Raw genomic sequence first — 15,380 nt, forward strand, 5'->3', positions numbered from 1 at the left:
CAATTCACCGCCCGTTTTTCTTTACACCTTGAATGTTCAGCCCACATTGCGATCGCCTGAACCGAGGGGTGGGCGAGTAGCGCCCGCCCCGTGGGGGCGGTTCGGGTGCTGTCCGTGCAAACACGGACAGACCAAGGTTTCTTATGCCTTTGACCGCTCCAACATCCCGAACAAGTCACGCGGATCATCAGGGTCGGCCAACATATCAAGCTGGGTGAAAAACTCTGTCCCCTCAATCGCTTTCGAGATGTAGCGCAGGGCCGAGAAATCCTCGATCGCGAAGCCCACGCTGTCAAACAGGGTGATCTCTTTGTCCGATCTCCGTCCCACGGCCTGCCCGGTGATCACCTGCCACATCTCGGTGATCGGGTGATCTTTCTCCAATTGCTGAATCTCGCCTTCGACCCACGTTTGTTCAGGATACTCCACAAAGATTTTCGATCGCAGAAGAATGTCGCGGTGCAGCTCGGTCTTGCCGGGGCAGTCGCCTCCGATGGCGTTGATATGCACCCCCTCGCCGATCATGTTGTCGGTCAGGATCGTTGCATATTGCTTGTCGGCGGTGCAGGTGGTGATGATCTGCGCGCCTTCCATGCTTTCCTCGCCGGTCTTACACGGCACGACGGTCAAGCCGGACCCTTGCAGGTTGCGCGCGCATTTCTCGGTCGCGGCAGGGTCGATGTCGTAAAGCCGCACCGCGTCGATGCCGCAGATCGCTTTGAAAGCAAGGCATTGGAATTCAGACTGTGCGCCATTGCCGATCATCGCCATCGTGGTCGCGCCTTTGGGCGCCAGATGTTTCGCCACCATCGCCGAGGTCGCCGCGGTGCGCAGGGCGGTCAGCACCGTCATTTCACTGAGCAATTTCGGATAGCCGCTGTTCACATCCGCGAGCAGTCCAAAGGCGGTGACGGTCTGCAGCCCTTCCTTGGTGTTCTTCGGGTGGCCGTTCACGTATTTGAACCCATACATCTCACCGTCCGAAGTGGGCATAAGCTCGATCACCCCAACGTCAGAATGGCTGGCGACGCGGGGGGTTTTGTCAAACAGATCCCACCGTTTGAAGTCGGCTTCGATTTCGTCGGCAAGGTCAACCAGCACCTTTTCGATGCCGATATGGTGGACAAGTCCCATCATGTTTTCGACCGACACGAAGGGCACATAAGCAAGTTCAGAGGGCAGAGGCGGCATTGGGCGTCCTTTCGAAGATCAATAGCTTTGGGTGCGGCGGTCAAGCACACGGCGGCCGAACAGGCTGGCGGTCAGGTCCACCATCAGGCGCGCGGTGCGGCCGCGATCATCCAGAAACGGGTTCAGTTCGACCAGATCCAGCGACGTGACAAGACCGCTGTCGTGCAGCATCTCCATGATGTGATGGGCCTCGCGGAAGGTGGCGCCGCCGGGAACCGTGGTGCCGACAGCGGGCGCAATGTCGGGTTCGATGAAATCCACATCAAGGCTGACATGCAAAAGCCCGTCAGCCGCCGCGACCTGATCCAGAAACGGAAGCAGCAGCTTGGCGATGCCGTGTTCGTCAATCGCCCGCATGTCATACGCAAGCGCGTCCGAGGCTTGCAGCAAATCCCGCTCCATCCCGTCCACGGACCTGAGACCGATCATGCAGACATTTCGCGATTCCAGCGGCGCGGGCAAGGGTTTGCCAAGTATGTCGGGAAACCCCTCCAATCCGCAGGCGAAGGCCACGGGCATGCCATGGATATTGCCGCTGGGGGACGAGGCCGGAACATTGAAATCGGAATGCGCGTCCAGCCACAGCACGAATTGCGGGCGCCCCAGTTCGGCAGCGGCGGCGACATGGCCGGTAACGGTGCCCATCGACAGGGCGTGATCCCCACCCAGATAGATCGGCAGCACATCCTGTTTCGCCAGATCATAGGCATGACGATGCAGGCTGCGCGCCCAGCCCGCAACCTGTGGCAGGAGTTTCAGATGCGTGTATTCGGTTTCAAGCGCGTCGACCTCGTCGCGTTGCGCATCGCCCAGATCGACCACCTCGTGCCCCAGTGACGCCAGTTCCTCGGCAAGACCGGCGGTGCGATAGGCCGCAGGCCCCATGATGCAGCCGCGACGACCCGCGCCTTCCTCGATCGGTGCACCAAGCAGATGGATGTTGGTCATTGGGCCTCTCCTTCAGGTGTGGATCGCGGCAAGGTTAGTCATGGCAGCGCATCAGGGTCAGCGCATCAGGGTGTGGGTGATCATAGCATAGGCAGGATTTCACTAATAATGAGCAAATTGCTCATTATCTTTTAAATGTATTGTCATTTTGATAGGGTTGCTTATCACTGCCTCATGCATATCTTTGATGACCTCGACCGCAACCTGATCGCCATTCTGCGCGAGGACGGACGCGCCCCAATCTCGAAACTGGCTGAGATTCTTGGTGTCTCGCGCGCCACGGTGCAGGCGCGGCTTGATCGGTTGCTGGACACCGGTGCGGTGTTGGGATTCACCATCCGCGCGCGGCAGGACCACGGGCCGGATGGCGTTCACGCCATCATGATGATCGAAGTGTCCGGCAAATCCGCCACGGCAGTGATCAAGCGCCTGCGCGGCCTGCCGGAACTGCGCAGCCTGCATTCCACCAACGGAAAATGGGATCTGGTGGCGCAACTGACGGCCGACAACCTGACCCATTTCGACCGCATCCTGCACGATGTGCGGATGGTCGAAGGCATCACCAACAGCGAAACGAGTATCTTGCTGAGCACCGTCTGACCCCTTGACGCAAACCTGCACCGGCATCATATGCTGTCCAATGAATGTAATGGAGCGCCCCATGTCCTCTTCCGCAAAAATGACCTGCCTTGATTGTGGCAGCGTAAATCGTGTCCCGACCGACAAGCTGACCGCCGGCCCCAAATGCGGCACCTGTGGGGCGAAACTGTTCGATGGCAGGGTGCGCGAGCTGGATCCGGCCACCCTGTCGAAAGCCGCACGAAACGACGACACGCCGCTTCTGGTGGATTTCTGGGCGCCCTGGTGTGGCCCCTGCCGTATGATGGCCCCGGCATTTGCGCAAGCCGCGCAGAGCATGGCGACAGACGTGCGGTTCGCCAAGATCAACACGCAGGAACATCCAAACGTTTCGGCAAAGAACAACATACGCGGCATTCCGGCCCTGATCCTGTATCAGAACGGCAAGGAAATCGCGCGTCATGCCGGGGCGATCCCCGCCAACGCGATCGAGGCTTTCGCGCGCACGCATATCAAAACGTAAGCCCGCCAATATTTCCTGACTATTTTTGTCGGAACCACTTTACGATATCTTGATCCGGCATTAGAACGGGGCGCAATTCCAAGGAGCTTGCGATGCGCGCCCCGGCAATCCTGGCCTTCATTCTGTTCGGCTGCCACATGGCACATGCCAAGGACGCCCCGCCATGGGGCGAGCCGCACCTGTCACCCAGCCCGCGCACCCAGGCAGAACAAGACCGTATCCGATCCACGCTAGGGGCCAATCCACGCGGCCTTTCGGCATATGAGACACGCCCAGCCGGCGCCGCCACCTCGATGTCCCCATCTGCACGGGCGCCATTCTCTGACCCTGTGATCGGGCTGACGGCAGACCAGAAGCTGGATTTCAGGCTGGGCGAGGCGCTGTTTGAGAAACTTTGGGTGCAAGGCCCTGCCTCGACCATCTCGTCCGACGGGCTTGGCCCGCTTTACAATGCCCGCGCCTGTTCGGCTTGCCACCTGAACGACGGGCGGGGCTATCCCCCGGCACATCCCGACGACACGACTCCCGGTCTGGTTCTGCGCCTGTCGCAGATCGGGGCAGACGGCAAGACGCACCCCGACCCCCAGTATGGCTTTCAGATACAGGATCATGCGACTTCCGGGCAGATCGCCGAAGGGTCGCTTGCGATCACCTATGCCCCGCAGGTGACACGATTTGCGGATGGGACGCACATCGACCTCCACACTCCGACATACAGCGTTGTCAACCCGTCTTCCGGCCCCATTGATGAAAGCACCCTGACCTCGCCCCGCGTCGCGCCGCCGATGATCGGGCTGGGGTTGCTTGAAGCGATCCCCGAAACAGACATTCTGAAGAATGCAGACCCCGATGACGCTGACAATGACGGCATCTCGGGGCGCCCCAACCGTGTCTGGTCGCGCGAGTTCGATCAGTGGATGCTGGGCCGGTTCGGCCACAAGGCGGGCAACCCCACCATTCGCCAACAAACAGCCGAGGCGGCGCATGGCGACATCGGCCTGTCCAGCACCCTTTTCCCAGCCCATTATGGCGATTGCACCCCGAAACAGACAGACTGCCGGGCCGCGCGCAATGGCAACTCTGCCCAGCAAGACAATCAGGAGCTTGGCGACACGGCGCTGGACCTGATGGCCTTTTATGCCGCGAACCTTGCGGTGCCTGTGCGCATAATGGCACAGGTACCACAGGTGCTGCGCGGCAAATCGCTGTTTCACGATGCTGGTTGCGCCGCCTGCCACACCCCGGCCTTCGTCACCCATCGCCTGCCCGATGATCCCGCCCGTTCGTTCCAACTGATCTGGCCTTACTCCGACCTGCTTTTGCACGATATGGGGGACGGATTGGCAGATCACCGCCCGGAAGGTCAGGCGTCAGGCCGGGAATGGCGCACGGCCCCTTTGTGGGGCCTGGGCAGCACGGAACGGGTTGGCGGGCGGAAGGGCTTTCTTCATGATGGACGCGCACGCTCGGTGCTGGAGGCCATCATGTGGCACGGGGGCGAAGCCACCGCCGCCCGTGAAAAGGTGCGCCTGCTGGACGTTGAAGATCGTGCGGCGTTGATTGCATTTCTGGAGTCGCTATGAGAACCCTTGCCACCCTCATGTCCGCCTGCCTGCTGCCCGGGATGCTCTGGGCGGCCGATCCGCAAACCGCCACCAATCCCGCCGTCGATCATGTCGCTCTGACCGATCAGGTGCTTGTGGTTCTGGACGATCAGTTCAGCGCCTTTCGTGATGACACCGCCCGCTTGTCCAAGGTCGCGCAGGCGTTCTGCGACGGCACCGCCAACCGGCAACAGGTGACGCAGGCGCTTGCCGCAGCATGGAATGCCTGGGCGCCGCTGGATGCCTATCAGTTCGGCCCGATCGAAACGCAGGCCGCCGCGCTGACGGTCAATTTCTTTCCCGACAAGAAGAATTTCGTCGGACGCGCGGTTGCCGAACTGTTGAAGCGACCAGCACAGGAACAGGCGGATCCGGAAACGGTTGCAGCAGCCAGCGCCGGCGCGCAGGGGCTGCCGGCACTGGAGCGTTTGCTGTTTGACGATGTTCAAACCTGCCCGGCGCTGATCGGCGTGTCGGGCAACCTGGCCCGGATCGGCGCGGCCCTTCATGACGGATGGTTCGCCCCCGAAGGGTGGGCCGATCTGGTCCGGGATGCTGGGGCTGACAACCCGGTCTATCTGTCCCATCAGGAGTTTACGCGCCAGATCTTCACGGCGCTGGATTTCTCGATCCTGCGTCTGCGTGAACACCGGATCGGACGCCCCCTTGGCACCTATGAACGCAGCTTCCCCACACGGGCCGAAGCATGGCGGTCGGGCGTCACCAACGACATCATGATTGCCCAGCTTGACGGCTTGATCGCGATGGTTGACGACGGTTTTTCCGATGCGGTTCCCGACGCGACACGGGCCGAGATCGTGAAAATCGCGCGGGATGTTCAGGCGCGTATCCACGCCATTGGTGCGCCGCTGTCCGAGGCGCTGGATGATCCGCAAACGCGCATCCGGGTCGAGGCTTTGCAACCCATGTTGGACCATCTGAAATCCCGCCTTGACCAGCAAATCGGAGAAAGCCTGGGCGTCGATGCCGGGTTCAGCGCCGGAGACGGAGATTGATGGGATGAAGCGACGCCGTTTTCTTGCAGGGGCGTCGGCCAGCCTTGGGCTGAGCGGATGGGCGACAGGGTCCTGGGCTGCCGCCGGGGCGCCCGATTTCATCACGGCGGGAAACCGCGCCGACAAAACCTCGTGGTTGGTGGGGCTGACACGCGCTGGCGATGTGGTGTTCCAGATCGCCCTTCCCAGCCGGGGTCATGCAGCAGCCATTCATCCGCATATGGCGCAGGCGGTCGCTTTTGCGCGTCGTCCGGGTCGTTTTGCCGTGGTCATTGACTGCACCGATGGCCGCGAACTTGCGCGATTGACGACACCCGCCGGACGGCATTTCTATGGCCATGGTGCTTTCTCGGCCGATGGCAAGCACCTGCTCACGACCGAGAATGATTATGACACCCCCGCGGGTGTGCTGGGCATCTGGGACGCATCCGACGGCTTTCGTCGGGAGGGCGAGGTGTCGTCAGGTGGGATTGGCCCGCATGACATCCTGCGCCTGCCGGATGAGGGATTTGCCATCGCCAATGGCGGCATCCAGACACATCCGGACATGGAGCGCGCCAAGCTGAACCTGCCGACCATGCGCACCAATCTGACCTATTTGAACGTCGAAGGCGCGATCGTGGACCAAGTTGAACTGACCGGCGCGATGCATCAGAACTCGATCCGCCATATCGCGCTGGACGGCACCGGCGCGGTGGTGGCCGCGCTGCAATGGCAGGGGGCACCAGGGAAAGATGTGCCGCTGGTGCTGCGACACCGCCGCGGTGACGACCCGACCTTCCTGCCGCATCCCGATCAGACCCGCCTGAAAAACTATGCCGGGTCCGTTGCCGTTTGTCCGCAGACCGGAGACATCGCCGTTACCGGACCGAAGGGCAGCACCGTGATCTATTTCGACGCAACGGGCCAGCCAAGCGGGTCAACCCAACATGGCACTGCCTCAGGGGTTGCGCCCGCGCCGCAGGGCGGATTGATGATCACCCGGGACGGCGGTTTGGTCCATCGCGCCAACGGGGTCGAGACCCTGATCCCCGTCGAAGGGGGCTGGGCATGGGACAATCACCTGATCGCGCGTCAGTCCAGATAGGTCCAGCTGTCAGCGCCATCGAAATGCCGAACTGGGATCGCAGCCAGATCATCGGGTGGCACCATGCGAAGGTTCAGCGCAAAGCGATCCTGGTCAGCGTTCTTGCCCGGTGCCCAATGCGTGACGCAGCCACAGGTCATGCAGGCACAGAAATCCAGCATGTGATCGCCCCAGCTATAGCGCGTCAGGTGGTCAGCACCCGTCAAAATCGAACCTTCGCTAGGCGGACAATGGGTCCATAGCGCGGAATATCTTCTACAAATCGAACAATTGCACGATACGACGTATTTTGGGCGGGCAACTTCGAATGTCACGGCGCCACAATGGCAGGAACCTTTGAGCTTCTCTGGCATGGCGTATCCTCCTGATCAAAACTGACACAATGAAAAAGGCCCCGCAATCGCAGGGCCTTTCCTTGGATGGTGTTGCACTTATCCGTCCTTGCGGATCGTCTCGTTCTTAGGATCATAGGGGCTGTCGACCGTGATCTCTGCATCCCAGAGCTTGTCGAACATCTTGACCTTCAGCTTGGTGCCCGGCACCGCCAGTTCAGGGCGCACATAGCCCATCCCGATGGATTTGCCGAACGCGACCGAGTAGCCGCCCGAGGTCAGGCGACCCACCTTGGTATCCCCGTCATACAGCGCCTCGCGGCCCCACGGGTCGGCGTCGTTCGGCCCGTCGATCAAAAGCGTCACGCATTTCGACCGGATACCGGTTTCCAGCATTGCCTCTTTGCCGTGGAAGTCTTTTTCCAGGTCGATAAAACGCGGCAGGTCGGCCTCTTGCGGGGTGGCATCTCGGCCCAGTTCCGTACCGAAGGCGCGATAGGATTTTTCCTGCCTAAGCCAGTTTTGCGCCCGCGCGCCGACCAGTTTCATGCCGTGCTTTTCGCCCGCCGCCATCAGCAAATCCCAGAGGTAGTTCTGCATCTCGATCGGGTGATGAAGCTCCCACCCTAATTCACCCGTATAAGCCACGCGGATCGCGTTCACCGGGCACATGCCCAGCTCGATCTGGCGCGCGGACAGCCACGGGAACCGTTTGTTCGACAGCGCGGTGGCCGGATCAGCATCCTTGATCACCTCGTTCAACACATCGCGCGATTTGGGGCCAGCGATGGCGAAAACACCCCATTGGGTGGTGACATCCTGAATTTCGATATAGCCGAACTCGTCCATCTTATCCTCGGCGGCCTTGCGCAGGAAATCGGCGTCATATTCCGTCCAGGCGCCCGCCGACACGAGGTAATATTCGTGCTCTTTCATCCGCACGATGGTGTATTCGGTGCGCGTCGTGCCCGCATCGGTCAGCGCATAGGTCAGGTTGATGCGACCAACCTTGGGCAGTTTGTTGCAGGTGAACCAGTCCAGAAACGCAGTCGCGCCCGGCCCTTTGACCACATGCTTGGTGAAGGCGGTGGCGTCGATCAGGCCGACCCCTTCGCGGATCGCCTTGGCTTCGTCCACCGCGTATTGCCACCAGCCGCCCCGGCGGAAGCTGCGCGCGTCGTGATCGAAATTCTCGGGCGCATCCAGCGGACCATAGTAGTTCGGGCGTTCCCACCCGTTCACCCAGCCGAACTGTGCGCCCTTTTCCTTCTGCCGGTCATAGGCGGGCGAGGTGCGCAGGGGCCGACAGGCCGGGCGCTCTTCGTCCGGGTGGTGCAGGATATAGACATGCTCATAGCATTCTTCGTTCTTGCGCGCGGCAAACTCGGTCGTCATCCAGCTTTGCGTGTATCGTTTCGGGTCCAGCGACGCCATGTCGATTTCGGCCTCGCCATCGACCATCATCTGGGCAAGATAGTAACCCGTGCCACCCGCCGCCGTGATGCCGAAGCTGAACCCTTCGGCCAGCCACATATTGCGCAGGCTCGGCGCCGGGCCGACCAGCGGGTTGCCATCGGGGGTGTAGCAGATCGGTCCGTTGAAATCGTCCTTAAGCCCGCTGTCGGCGCAGGACGGCACGCGTTCCGCCATCGCCATGTATTGGTCCGCGATCCGGTCCAGATCAAGCGGGAACAGGTCTGCGCGAAAACTGTCCGTTACGCCGTATTCAAACCGAGCCGGAGCGCCGTGTTCATAAATGCCAAGGATCCAGCCGCCACGTTCTTCGCGGGCATAGGATTCGTTGTCTGCATCGCGCACAACCGGATGCTCCGGGTTGCCGGCTGCGCGCCATTTGACCAGCTCGGGGTCCTGGTCCATCACGATGAAGGTGTGTTCGACCGGGATGGCGGGCATCTTGATGCCCAGCATCCTGGCGGTTCGCTGCGCGTGGTTGCCCGATGCAGTCACGACATGTTCGGCGGTGATCACCACCTGTTCGTCCGACGCCACAAGGTTGCCGCCCTTTTCCACCATCTTGGTGCAGGTCACTTCCCAATGGGTGCCGTTCCAGTGAAACGCGTCCGCCTGCATCTTGCGCACGATCTCGACCCCGCGTTGACGCGCGCCCTTGGCCATCGCCTGCGTCACATCTGCGGGGTTAATGTAGCCATCCGTGCTGTGATAGAGCGCGCCCTTCAGGTCCGAGGTTTCGATCAGCGGCCAGCGGGTCTTGATCTCGTCCGGGGTCAGCCATTCATAGGGTATGCCCACCGTTTCGGCGGTCGAGGCATAGAGCATGAACTCGTCCATACGCTCCTGCGTTTGCGCCATGCGCAGGTTGCCCACCACGGCAAACCCGGCGTTCAGACCGGTTTCTTCCTCCAGGGTCTTGTAGAACTTGACGGAATAATCGTGGATATGGGTCGTCGCGTAGGACATGTTGAACAGGGGCAGAAGCCCCGCCGCATGCCAGGTCGAGCCCGACGTCAGCTCGTCGCGTTCCAGCAACATCACATCGTCCCAACCCGCCTTGGCAAGGTGATAGGCGATCGAGGTGCCAACAGCACCACCGCCGACGACAAGGGCTTTGACTTGGGTTTTCATGGGGCGACTCCCTTCGGGCTTATGCGTTGCATCATACATGGCGCACGGTCAGCAAACGTGCCAAGCCAGCCCGACCTTTGCCTGCGGAAAAACGACATCGGGACCGTATTCAGCGCCCCAGCGCCTCGCCCAGCCGGGTGACGGGCAGAACGGGGCCGATCAGCGCCGCCAATTCGGCGCGGCGCGGGTTGGTCGGGTCAAACAGCGTCATGCACATGTAATCCTCGACCATAGCCGCCTGCGCCTCGAACCCATAGGACAGATAGGCGCCAGCCTCTCGCCCCGGCCAAAAGTAGGGATCACCCGGTCGCAAGCTTTCAGCCCCCGACCGGAAAGGCGTGTATCCGGTGCGGTCGCGGTTCTGCCACTGCCAGACATGCACAAGTTCGTGCATCATCAATAGGGCGTGCGGCATGGGCAGGCTGTTGGGCCAGCCTTCGAACATATCGTCGCGATAAAGGTCGCGTTTCAGAAACACCTGATTCCACAGGACAAAGCCTGCCGGGAACTCGATCCTGCGCACAGGCTGGGGCACGCGGTCGCACACGCCCTTGGGCAGCTTGCGCGCGTCCTGTCTGGGGGCGTCGGCTGGTATCGGATCAGGGTTCGGCAATGGCAGCACGCCAATCCCGGCCCGCACACGCACCTTGTCGGTGTCCAGACTGTCGCCGAACACCAGTTGCGACATCTCGACCTCGGTGTCCGACAGGGGACGCGCGCAGGCGGTCAGCACCACCAACAGCCCCACCCCCAGGATCAGACGTGCGATCATGTTATACCCGTGAACCTAAAGCATCCCCGGCACGACCTGATCGGGCGGGCGGTGGCCGTCGGCGAACGTCTTGATGTTGATCAGCACCTTCTCACCCATCTCGATCCGCCCCTCGACCGTGGCCGACCCCATATGCGGCAGCGCCACCACGTTGGGCAGGTCGCGCAGGCGTGGATTGATCTCGTTCCCGTGCTCATAGACATCCAGCCCGGCACCTGCGATCTCGCCCGCGCGCAGCATCCGGGTCAGGGCGTTTTCGTCAATCACCTCGCCGCGCGAGGTGTTCACGATCACCGCCTCGGGCTTCATCAGCTTCAGACGGCGCGCATTCATCAAGTGGAAGGTCGATGGCGTGTGCGGGCAGTTGATCGACAGCACGTCCATCCGCGCCACCATCTGGTCAAGGCTCTCCCAATAGGTGGCTTCCAACTGCTCCTCAATCTTCGGGTGCACACGCTTGCGGTTGTGGTAATGCACCTGCATTCCGAACGCCCGCGCACGGGCCGCGACAGCCTGACCGATCCGGCCCATGCCAAGAATGCCCACGCGCCGCCCCTGAATGCGGTGGCCCAGCATCGCGGTGGGCGACCAGCCAGGCCATTCGCCCGTCGCCATCAAACGAATCCCTTCCGGGAACCGCCGGGTGACGGCCAGGATCAGCGCAATCGCCATGTCTGCAGTGTCATCGGCCGAAACCCCGGCGGTGTTCGAGACCAGGATACCACGCTGCCGCGCCGACCCCACGTCGATGTGGTCGACCCCGGCACCGTAATTGGCGATCAGACGCAGCCTGTCACCCGCGCCCGCCAGCATGTTCGCGTCGATCTGGTCATTGATAGTCGGGACCAGCACATCGCAGCGTGTCATTGCGTCGGCCAGTTCGGATCGGGTCATCGGCGTGTCATCATCCCGAAGCTCGACATCGAAAAGTTCTTTCATCCGGGTCTCGACGACCTCGGGCAACCGTCGCGTGACAACAACACTCAGACGTTCAGCGGCCATGCCTGCCCTCCCTTTGGCTTTTCTTTTGCGCGTCTCAATGACAAAGTGACAAGGAACGAGGCAAGGTACAAGCACCGCCGGAACGCAAACGAAAGAAAATTGCGCGGGCGTCGGTGTGACACAGGAAATGAGGGCGGAAATGCGGTGTTCCAGCAGGCTGGCAGTGGTGGCGATCGCCATTATTGCAGTGCTTTTTACGCACCTTCCCACGGCACAGGCCGAACAGGCGTCGCAAAAACGCGGCTCTGTCACCAATCTGCCGATTCCCCGCTTTGTTTCGCTGAAAACCTCGGAAGGGAACGTGCGGCGCGGTCCGTCCCTGCGCCATCGCATCGACTGGGTGTTCAAACACCCCGGTATGCCGTTGGAAATCATCGGAGAGTTCGGGCATTGGCGACAGGTGCGTGACCGTGACGGCGTTGGCGGATGGGTGCATTATTCGCTTTTGTCGGGGGTGCGCACAGCAATTGTCGATTTCGACCTCAGCCCGCTTTACAACCGCGCCGATACAGAAAGCCAGATCGACGCCTATCTTGAGGCCGGCGTCATCGCGCGGCTTGAAAGTTGCGGCCTTGACTGGTGCCGGGTCAAGGCTGACGGCATCCGCGGCTGGACGCTGAAATCGAACCTCTGGGGTGTCCGCCCCAACGAAGTGATCGACTGACCGGCCCGACCACCCTTGCGCCCAACATGACCGCTGGGTAAGCCGGGAACATGACGGACGAGCGCATCAGACTGAACCTTTCCGCTGGAATCGCCTCGGCCCTGGTGGCAGTGACCCTGGTGGCGCTGAAGCTGTGGGCCTTGGGACAGACGCAGTCACTGTCGGTGGCCGCGTCGCTGGCCGACAGCGCAATGGATCTGATGGTATCCCTGGGAGCACTGGCCGCGATCTGGTATGCCGCGCGGCCCGCCGATGATGACCACGCCTTCGGGCATTCCGCGGCCGAGGATCTGGCCGCCCTGGGGCAGAGCCTGTTCATCATGGCTTCGGCCGGGGTGATCACATGGGCGGCCATCGCCCGGATGCTGTCGGGTGAACCTGCACCGATCATGGCCCATCAGCGCGGCATTGCCGTCATGGTCATCTCGATTGTCCTGACCGCCGCGTTGGTCCTGTGGCAAAGGCGAGTGGCGGCGCGCACCGGGTCGGCGGTCGTCAAGGCCGACAGCCTGCATTACCTGGGCGACCTGATCCCGAACATCGGCGCGATCCTGTCGCTTTGGGCAGCCGCGCTGTTCGGGATGGAGGTGATTGACAGCGTCGTCGCCATCGGGGCTGCGATCATGCTGGTTATCGGGGCGCTGCGCATTTTCAAGACCGCGTGGGACGGGTTGATGGACCATGCCGCAGACCCGGACCTTGTGGCCGGGGTCGAGGAGATCGCCCGCACCCACCCCGGCGTGCACGGCTTTCACGACCTCAAGACCCGGCGATCGGGTTCGATCACCTTCGTGAACATGCATATCGAGCTGGACGGCACGCAAAGCCTAAATGACGCCCATGCGATCGGCGCCAGCCTGCGCCGGGCGATCCTGCATGCCTATCCCGACACGGATGTGATGATCCACAAGGACCCGGTCGGGGTAACACCGCACCCCGACGACCCTTCACGCCGGGACGCTTAACCTCAGGCGGTGGCCAGACCCCGCCCTTTCAGCAATGCATCGACACCGGGCAGCCGCCCGCGGAACGCGGTATAAAGGTCTTCGGCGTCGACCGATCCGCCTTTCGACAGGATGTGGTCCTCAAGCTTTCTGGCCATTGCGGGGTCAAACGCATCGCCGGTTTCCTTGAACGCCTCGAACGCATCGGCATCCATCACTTCGGACCACATGTAGCTGTAGTAGCCGGACGAATAGCCGTCGCCCGCAAAGACATGCGCAAAATGGGGTGTGGCGTGACGCATGTTGATGGCGGGCGGCATCCCGATCCGCTCCAGCGTCGCCGCTTGCGCCGCCATCGCGTCGTCTGGCGCGGGACCATCGTGGAAATCAAGATCCACCAGCGCCGAGGACAGAAACTCGACGGTCTGAAACCCCATGTCATGGGTCGAAGCTGCCAACAGGCGCTGCAACAACGCCTTCGGCATCGGTTCGCCGGTCTTGGCGTGCGTGGCAAACTTGCCCAGCACCTCGGGCACTTCCAACCAGTGTTCGTAAAGCTGGCTGGGCAGTTCCACGAAATCGCGCGCCACCGATGTGCCCGAGATCGACGGATAGGTCACGTCCGACAGCATCTGGTGCAGCGCATGCCCAAATTCGTGAAACAACGTGCGGGCGTCATCCCAGGACAAAAGCGCGGACTGGCCCGGTTCGGGTTTGGCGAAGTTGCAGACATTCACGACCACTGGCCGAATATCACCCGCCAGTTTTTGCTGGCTGCGGATCGCCGAACACCATGCACCCGATCGTTTCGATCCACGCGCAAAGTAATCACCGATGAACACCGCCAAGTGTTTTCCGTTCCGCGTGACCTCCCACGCGCGGGCGTCGGGATGATAAAGCGGCACGTCAAGCGCGGCAAAGTTCAACCCGAACAAGCGGTGAGCGGTGTCAAACGCGGCGTCGATCATCCGGTCGAGTTGCAGGAAGGGCTTGATTTCGGCCTCGTCCAGATCATGTTCAGCCTCGCGCCGCCGTTCCGCGTAATAGTGCCAATCCCATGGCTCCAGATCGCCGTTGTGACCGTCGGCATGCAGCATTTCTGTCATTTTGGCGGCATCTGCTTCGGCGGCTTTGCGGGCCGGTTCCCAGACCTGCATCAGCAGGTCGCGCACCCGGTCAGGATGGCCGGCCATCTCGGTTTCCAGCTTGAATTGCGCGAAACTGTCATAACCCAGAAGCCGCGCGCGTTCCTCGCGCAGAGCCAGCGTTTCGGTGGCAATCGCACGGTTGTCGGTGTCGCCGCCATTCGCCCCACGCGCGGTATAGGCCATGTAAGCCGCCCTGCGCAGATCGCGCCGAGGCGAATGCTGCAAGAATGGCGTGATGACAGACCGCGATAGTGTGATCGCAGGGCCATCGCATCCTTTGTCGGCACCGGCCGCACGGGCGGCGTTGATGACGAAATCAGGCAGGCCTTGCAGATCATCCTCGTCCAGCGGCAGGAACCAGGACCGTTCATCGGACAGCAGGTTCTGGGTGAACTTGGTCCCAAGACTTGCCAGCTGCTCTTGCACGTCTTTCAGCCGGTCGCGATCACTGCCTTGCAGCCTGGCCCCCGAACGCACGAAACGGCGGCGCGTCAGCATCAGCACACGGGCTTGTTCATCCGTCAGATCCAACGTGTCGCGGGCTTGCCACAATGCCTCGACGCGCGCGAACAGGGTCTCGTTCATCATCACTTCGGACGAAAACGCGGCCAATCGAGGGGAAAACTTGCGCTGCAACGCTTCCCGCGCGGGCGTGCTGTCGGCACCAGCGACGTTGTAGAACACGCCCAAAACCCGATCCAGCGCGGCATCGGACAGCTCCAACGCCTCGATCGTGTTGGCGAAGGTTGGGGCGGCTTTGGCGTCGGTGATCGCGGCGATCGCGGCGCGTGTCTGATCCAGCGCGGCATCGAAGGCAGGTTCAAAATCCGCATCCTGGATGTCATCGAAGGGCGGCAGGTTGAACGGGGTGTCCCAGCGGGCCAGAAGCGGATTGGTCATCGGCAAGTCTCCTTTGCAGGGAAGCTATGCTTCACGATGCAGGATTACCACCCGTCCCGGCAGCCT

General features: G+C 61.7%; 14 protein-coding genes. 7 read left to right on the top strand and 7 right to left on the bottom strand.

Translation table 11 applies throughout. The features are described from left to right. Positions 1-141 precede the first annotated feature (141 nt). Together MUY21_RS03405 and rocF are read right to left on the bottom strand one after the other, a co-directional pair. A complete protein-coding gene (locus MUY21_RS03405) occupies positions 142-1,191 on the bottom strand; it encodes an ornithine cyclodeaminase (RefSeq protein ID WP_248408966.1) in 1,050 nt (349 codons plus the stop codon). Positions 1,192-1,209: 18 nt separating this feature from the next. After that, positions 1,210-2,139, bottom strand: a complete 930-nt coding sequence (rocF, locus tag MUY21_RS03410; protein ID WP_248408967.1) for an arginase — start codon at positions 2,137-2,139, stop codon at positions 1,210-1,212. A gap of 174 nt (positions 2,140-2,313) precedes the next feature. On the opposite strand from rocF, the gene MUY21_RS03415 reads away from it, so the two are divergent. From MUY21_RS03415 to MUY21_RS03435, 5 genes are all read left to right on the top strand, one after another. After that, on the top strand, positions 2,314-2,739 hold the full coding sequence (locus MUY21_RS03415; RefSeq protein ID WP_191286658.1) for an Lrp/AsnC family transcriptional regulator: 426 nt from the start codon (positions 2,314-2,316) through the stop codon (positions 2,737-2,739). A gap of 61 nt (positions 2,740-2,800) precedes the next feature. After that, a complete protein-coding gene (trxC, locus tag MUY21_RS03420) occupies positions 2,801-3,241 on the top strand; it encodes a thioredoxin TrxC (protein ID WP_248408968.1) in 441 nt (146 codons plus the stop codon). A 92-nt stretch (positions 3,242-3,333) separates the two neighbouring features. Beyond that, the gene (locus MUY21_RS03425; RefSeq protein WP_248408969.1) at positions 3,334-4,824 is read left to right on the top strand and encodes a di-heme oxidoredictase family protein; all 1,491 of its coding nucleotides are present in this window, start codon (positions 3,334-3,336) and stop codon (positions 4,822-4,824) included. Continuing rightward, positions 4,821-5,861, top strand: a complete 1,041-nt coding sequence (locus MUY21_RS03430) for an imelysin family protein (RefSeq protein WP_248408970.1) — start codon at positions 4,821-4,823, stop codon at positions 5,859-5,861. The genes MUY21_RS03425 and MUY21_RS03430 overlap by 4 nt, the downstream gene beginning before the upstream one ends. Positions 5,862-5,865: 4 nt before the next feature. Continuing rightward, positions 5,866-6,948, top strand: a complete 1,083-nt coding sequence (locus MUY21_RS03435) for a DUF1513 domain-containing protein (RefSeq protein ID WP_248408971.1) — start codon at positions 5,866-5,868, stop codon at positions 6,946-6,948. Here the strand turns inward: MUY21_RS03435 and MUY21_RS03440 are convergent. The 4 genes from MUY21_RS03440 to MUY21_RS03455 form a co-directional block, all read right to left on the bottom strand. Next, positions 6,936-7,154: a hypothetical protein gene (locus tag MUY21_RS03440; RefSeq protein ID WP_248408972.1), complete on the bottom strand. Its 219-nt coding sequence runs from the start codon at positions 7,152-7,154 to the stop codon at positions 6,936-6,938. The genes MUY21_RS03435 and MUY21_RS03440 overlap by 13 nt on opposite strands. 225 nt (positions 7,155-7,379) lie before the next feature. After that, positions 7,380-9,884: an FAD-dependent oxidoreductase gene (locus MUY21_RS03445; protein ID WP_248408973.1), complete on the bottom strand. Its 2,505-nt coding sequence runs from the start codon at positions 9,882-9,884 to the stop codon at positions 7,380-7,382. A 109-nt stretch (positions 9,885-9,993) separates the two neighbouring features. Then, positions 9,994-10,656 carry a hypothetical protein gene (locus MUY21_RS03450; protein ID WP_248408974.1) on the bottom strand — a complete coding sequence of 221 codons (663 nt, stop codon included), beginning with the start codon at positions 10,654-10,656 and terminating at the stop codon, positions 9,994-9,996. A 15-nt stretch (positions 10,657-10,671) separates the two neighbouring features. After that, on the bottom strand, positions 10,672-11,658 hold the full coding sequence (locus MUY21_RS03455; RefSeq protein ID WP_191286452.1) for a D-glycerate dehydrogenase: 987 nt from the start codon (positions 11,656-11,658) through the stop codon (positions 10,672-10,674). Positions 11,659-11,797: 139 nt separating this feature from the next. Here MUY21_RS03455 and MUY21_RS03460 point away from each other — a divergent pair, with 139 nt between their 5' ends. Next, positions 11,798-12,322: an SH3 domain-containing protein gene (locus MUY21_RS03460; RefSeq protein WP_248408975.1), complete on the top strand. Its 525-nt coding sequence runs from the start codon at positions 11,798-11,800 to the stop codon at positions 12,320-12,322. Between the two features lie 50 nt (positions 12,323-12,372). Beyond that, positions 12,373-13,287 carry a cation diffusion facilitator family transporter gene (locus MUY21_RS03465; RefSeq protein ID WP_248408976.1) on the top strand — a complete coding sequence of 305 codons (915 nt, stop codon included), beginning with the start codon at positions 12,373-12,375 and terminating at the stop codon, positions 13,285-13,287. A 2-nt stretch (positions 13,288-13,289) separates the two neighbouring features. On the opposite strand, the gene MUY21_RS03470 is transcribed toward MUY21_RS03465, so the two are convergent. Continuing rightward, positions 13,290-15,314 (bottom strand): M3 family metallopeptidase, encoded by a 2,025-nt coding sequence (locus tag MUY21_RS03470; RefSeq protein WP_248408977.1) that lies wholly within the window; start codon positions 15,312-15,314, stop codon positions 13,290-13,292. Positions 15,315-15,380 lie beyond the last annotated feature (66 nt).

Source organism: Aliiroseovarius sp. S2029, assembly GCF_023195575.1.
GTDB classification, from domain to species: domain Bacteria; phylum Pseudomonadota; class Alphaproteobacteria; order Rhodobacterales; family Rhodobacteraceae; genus Aliiroseovarius; species Aliiroseovarius zhejiangensis.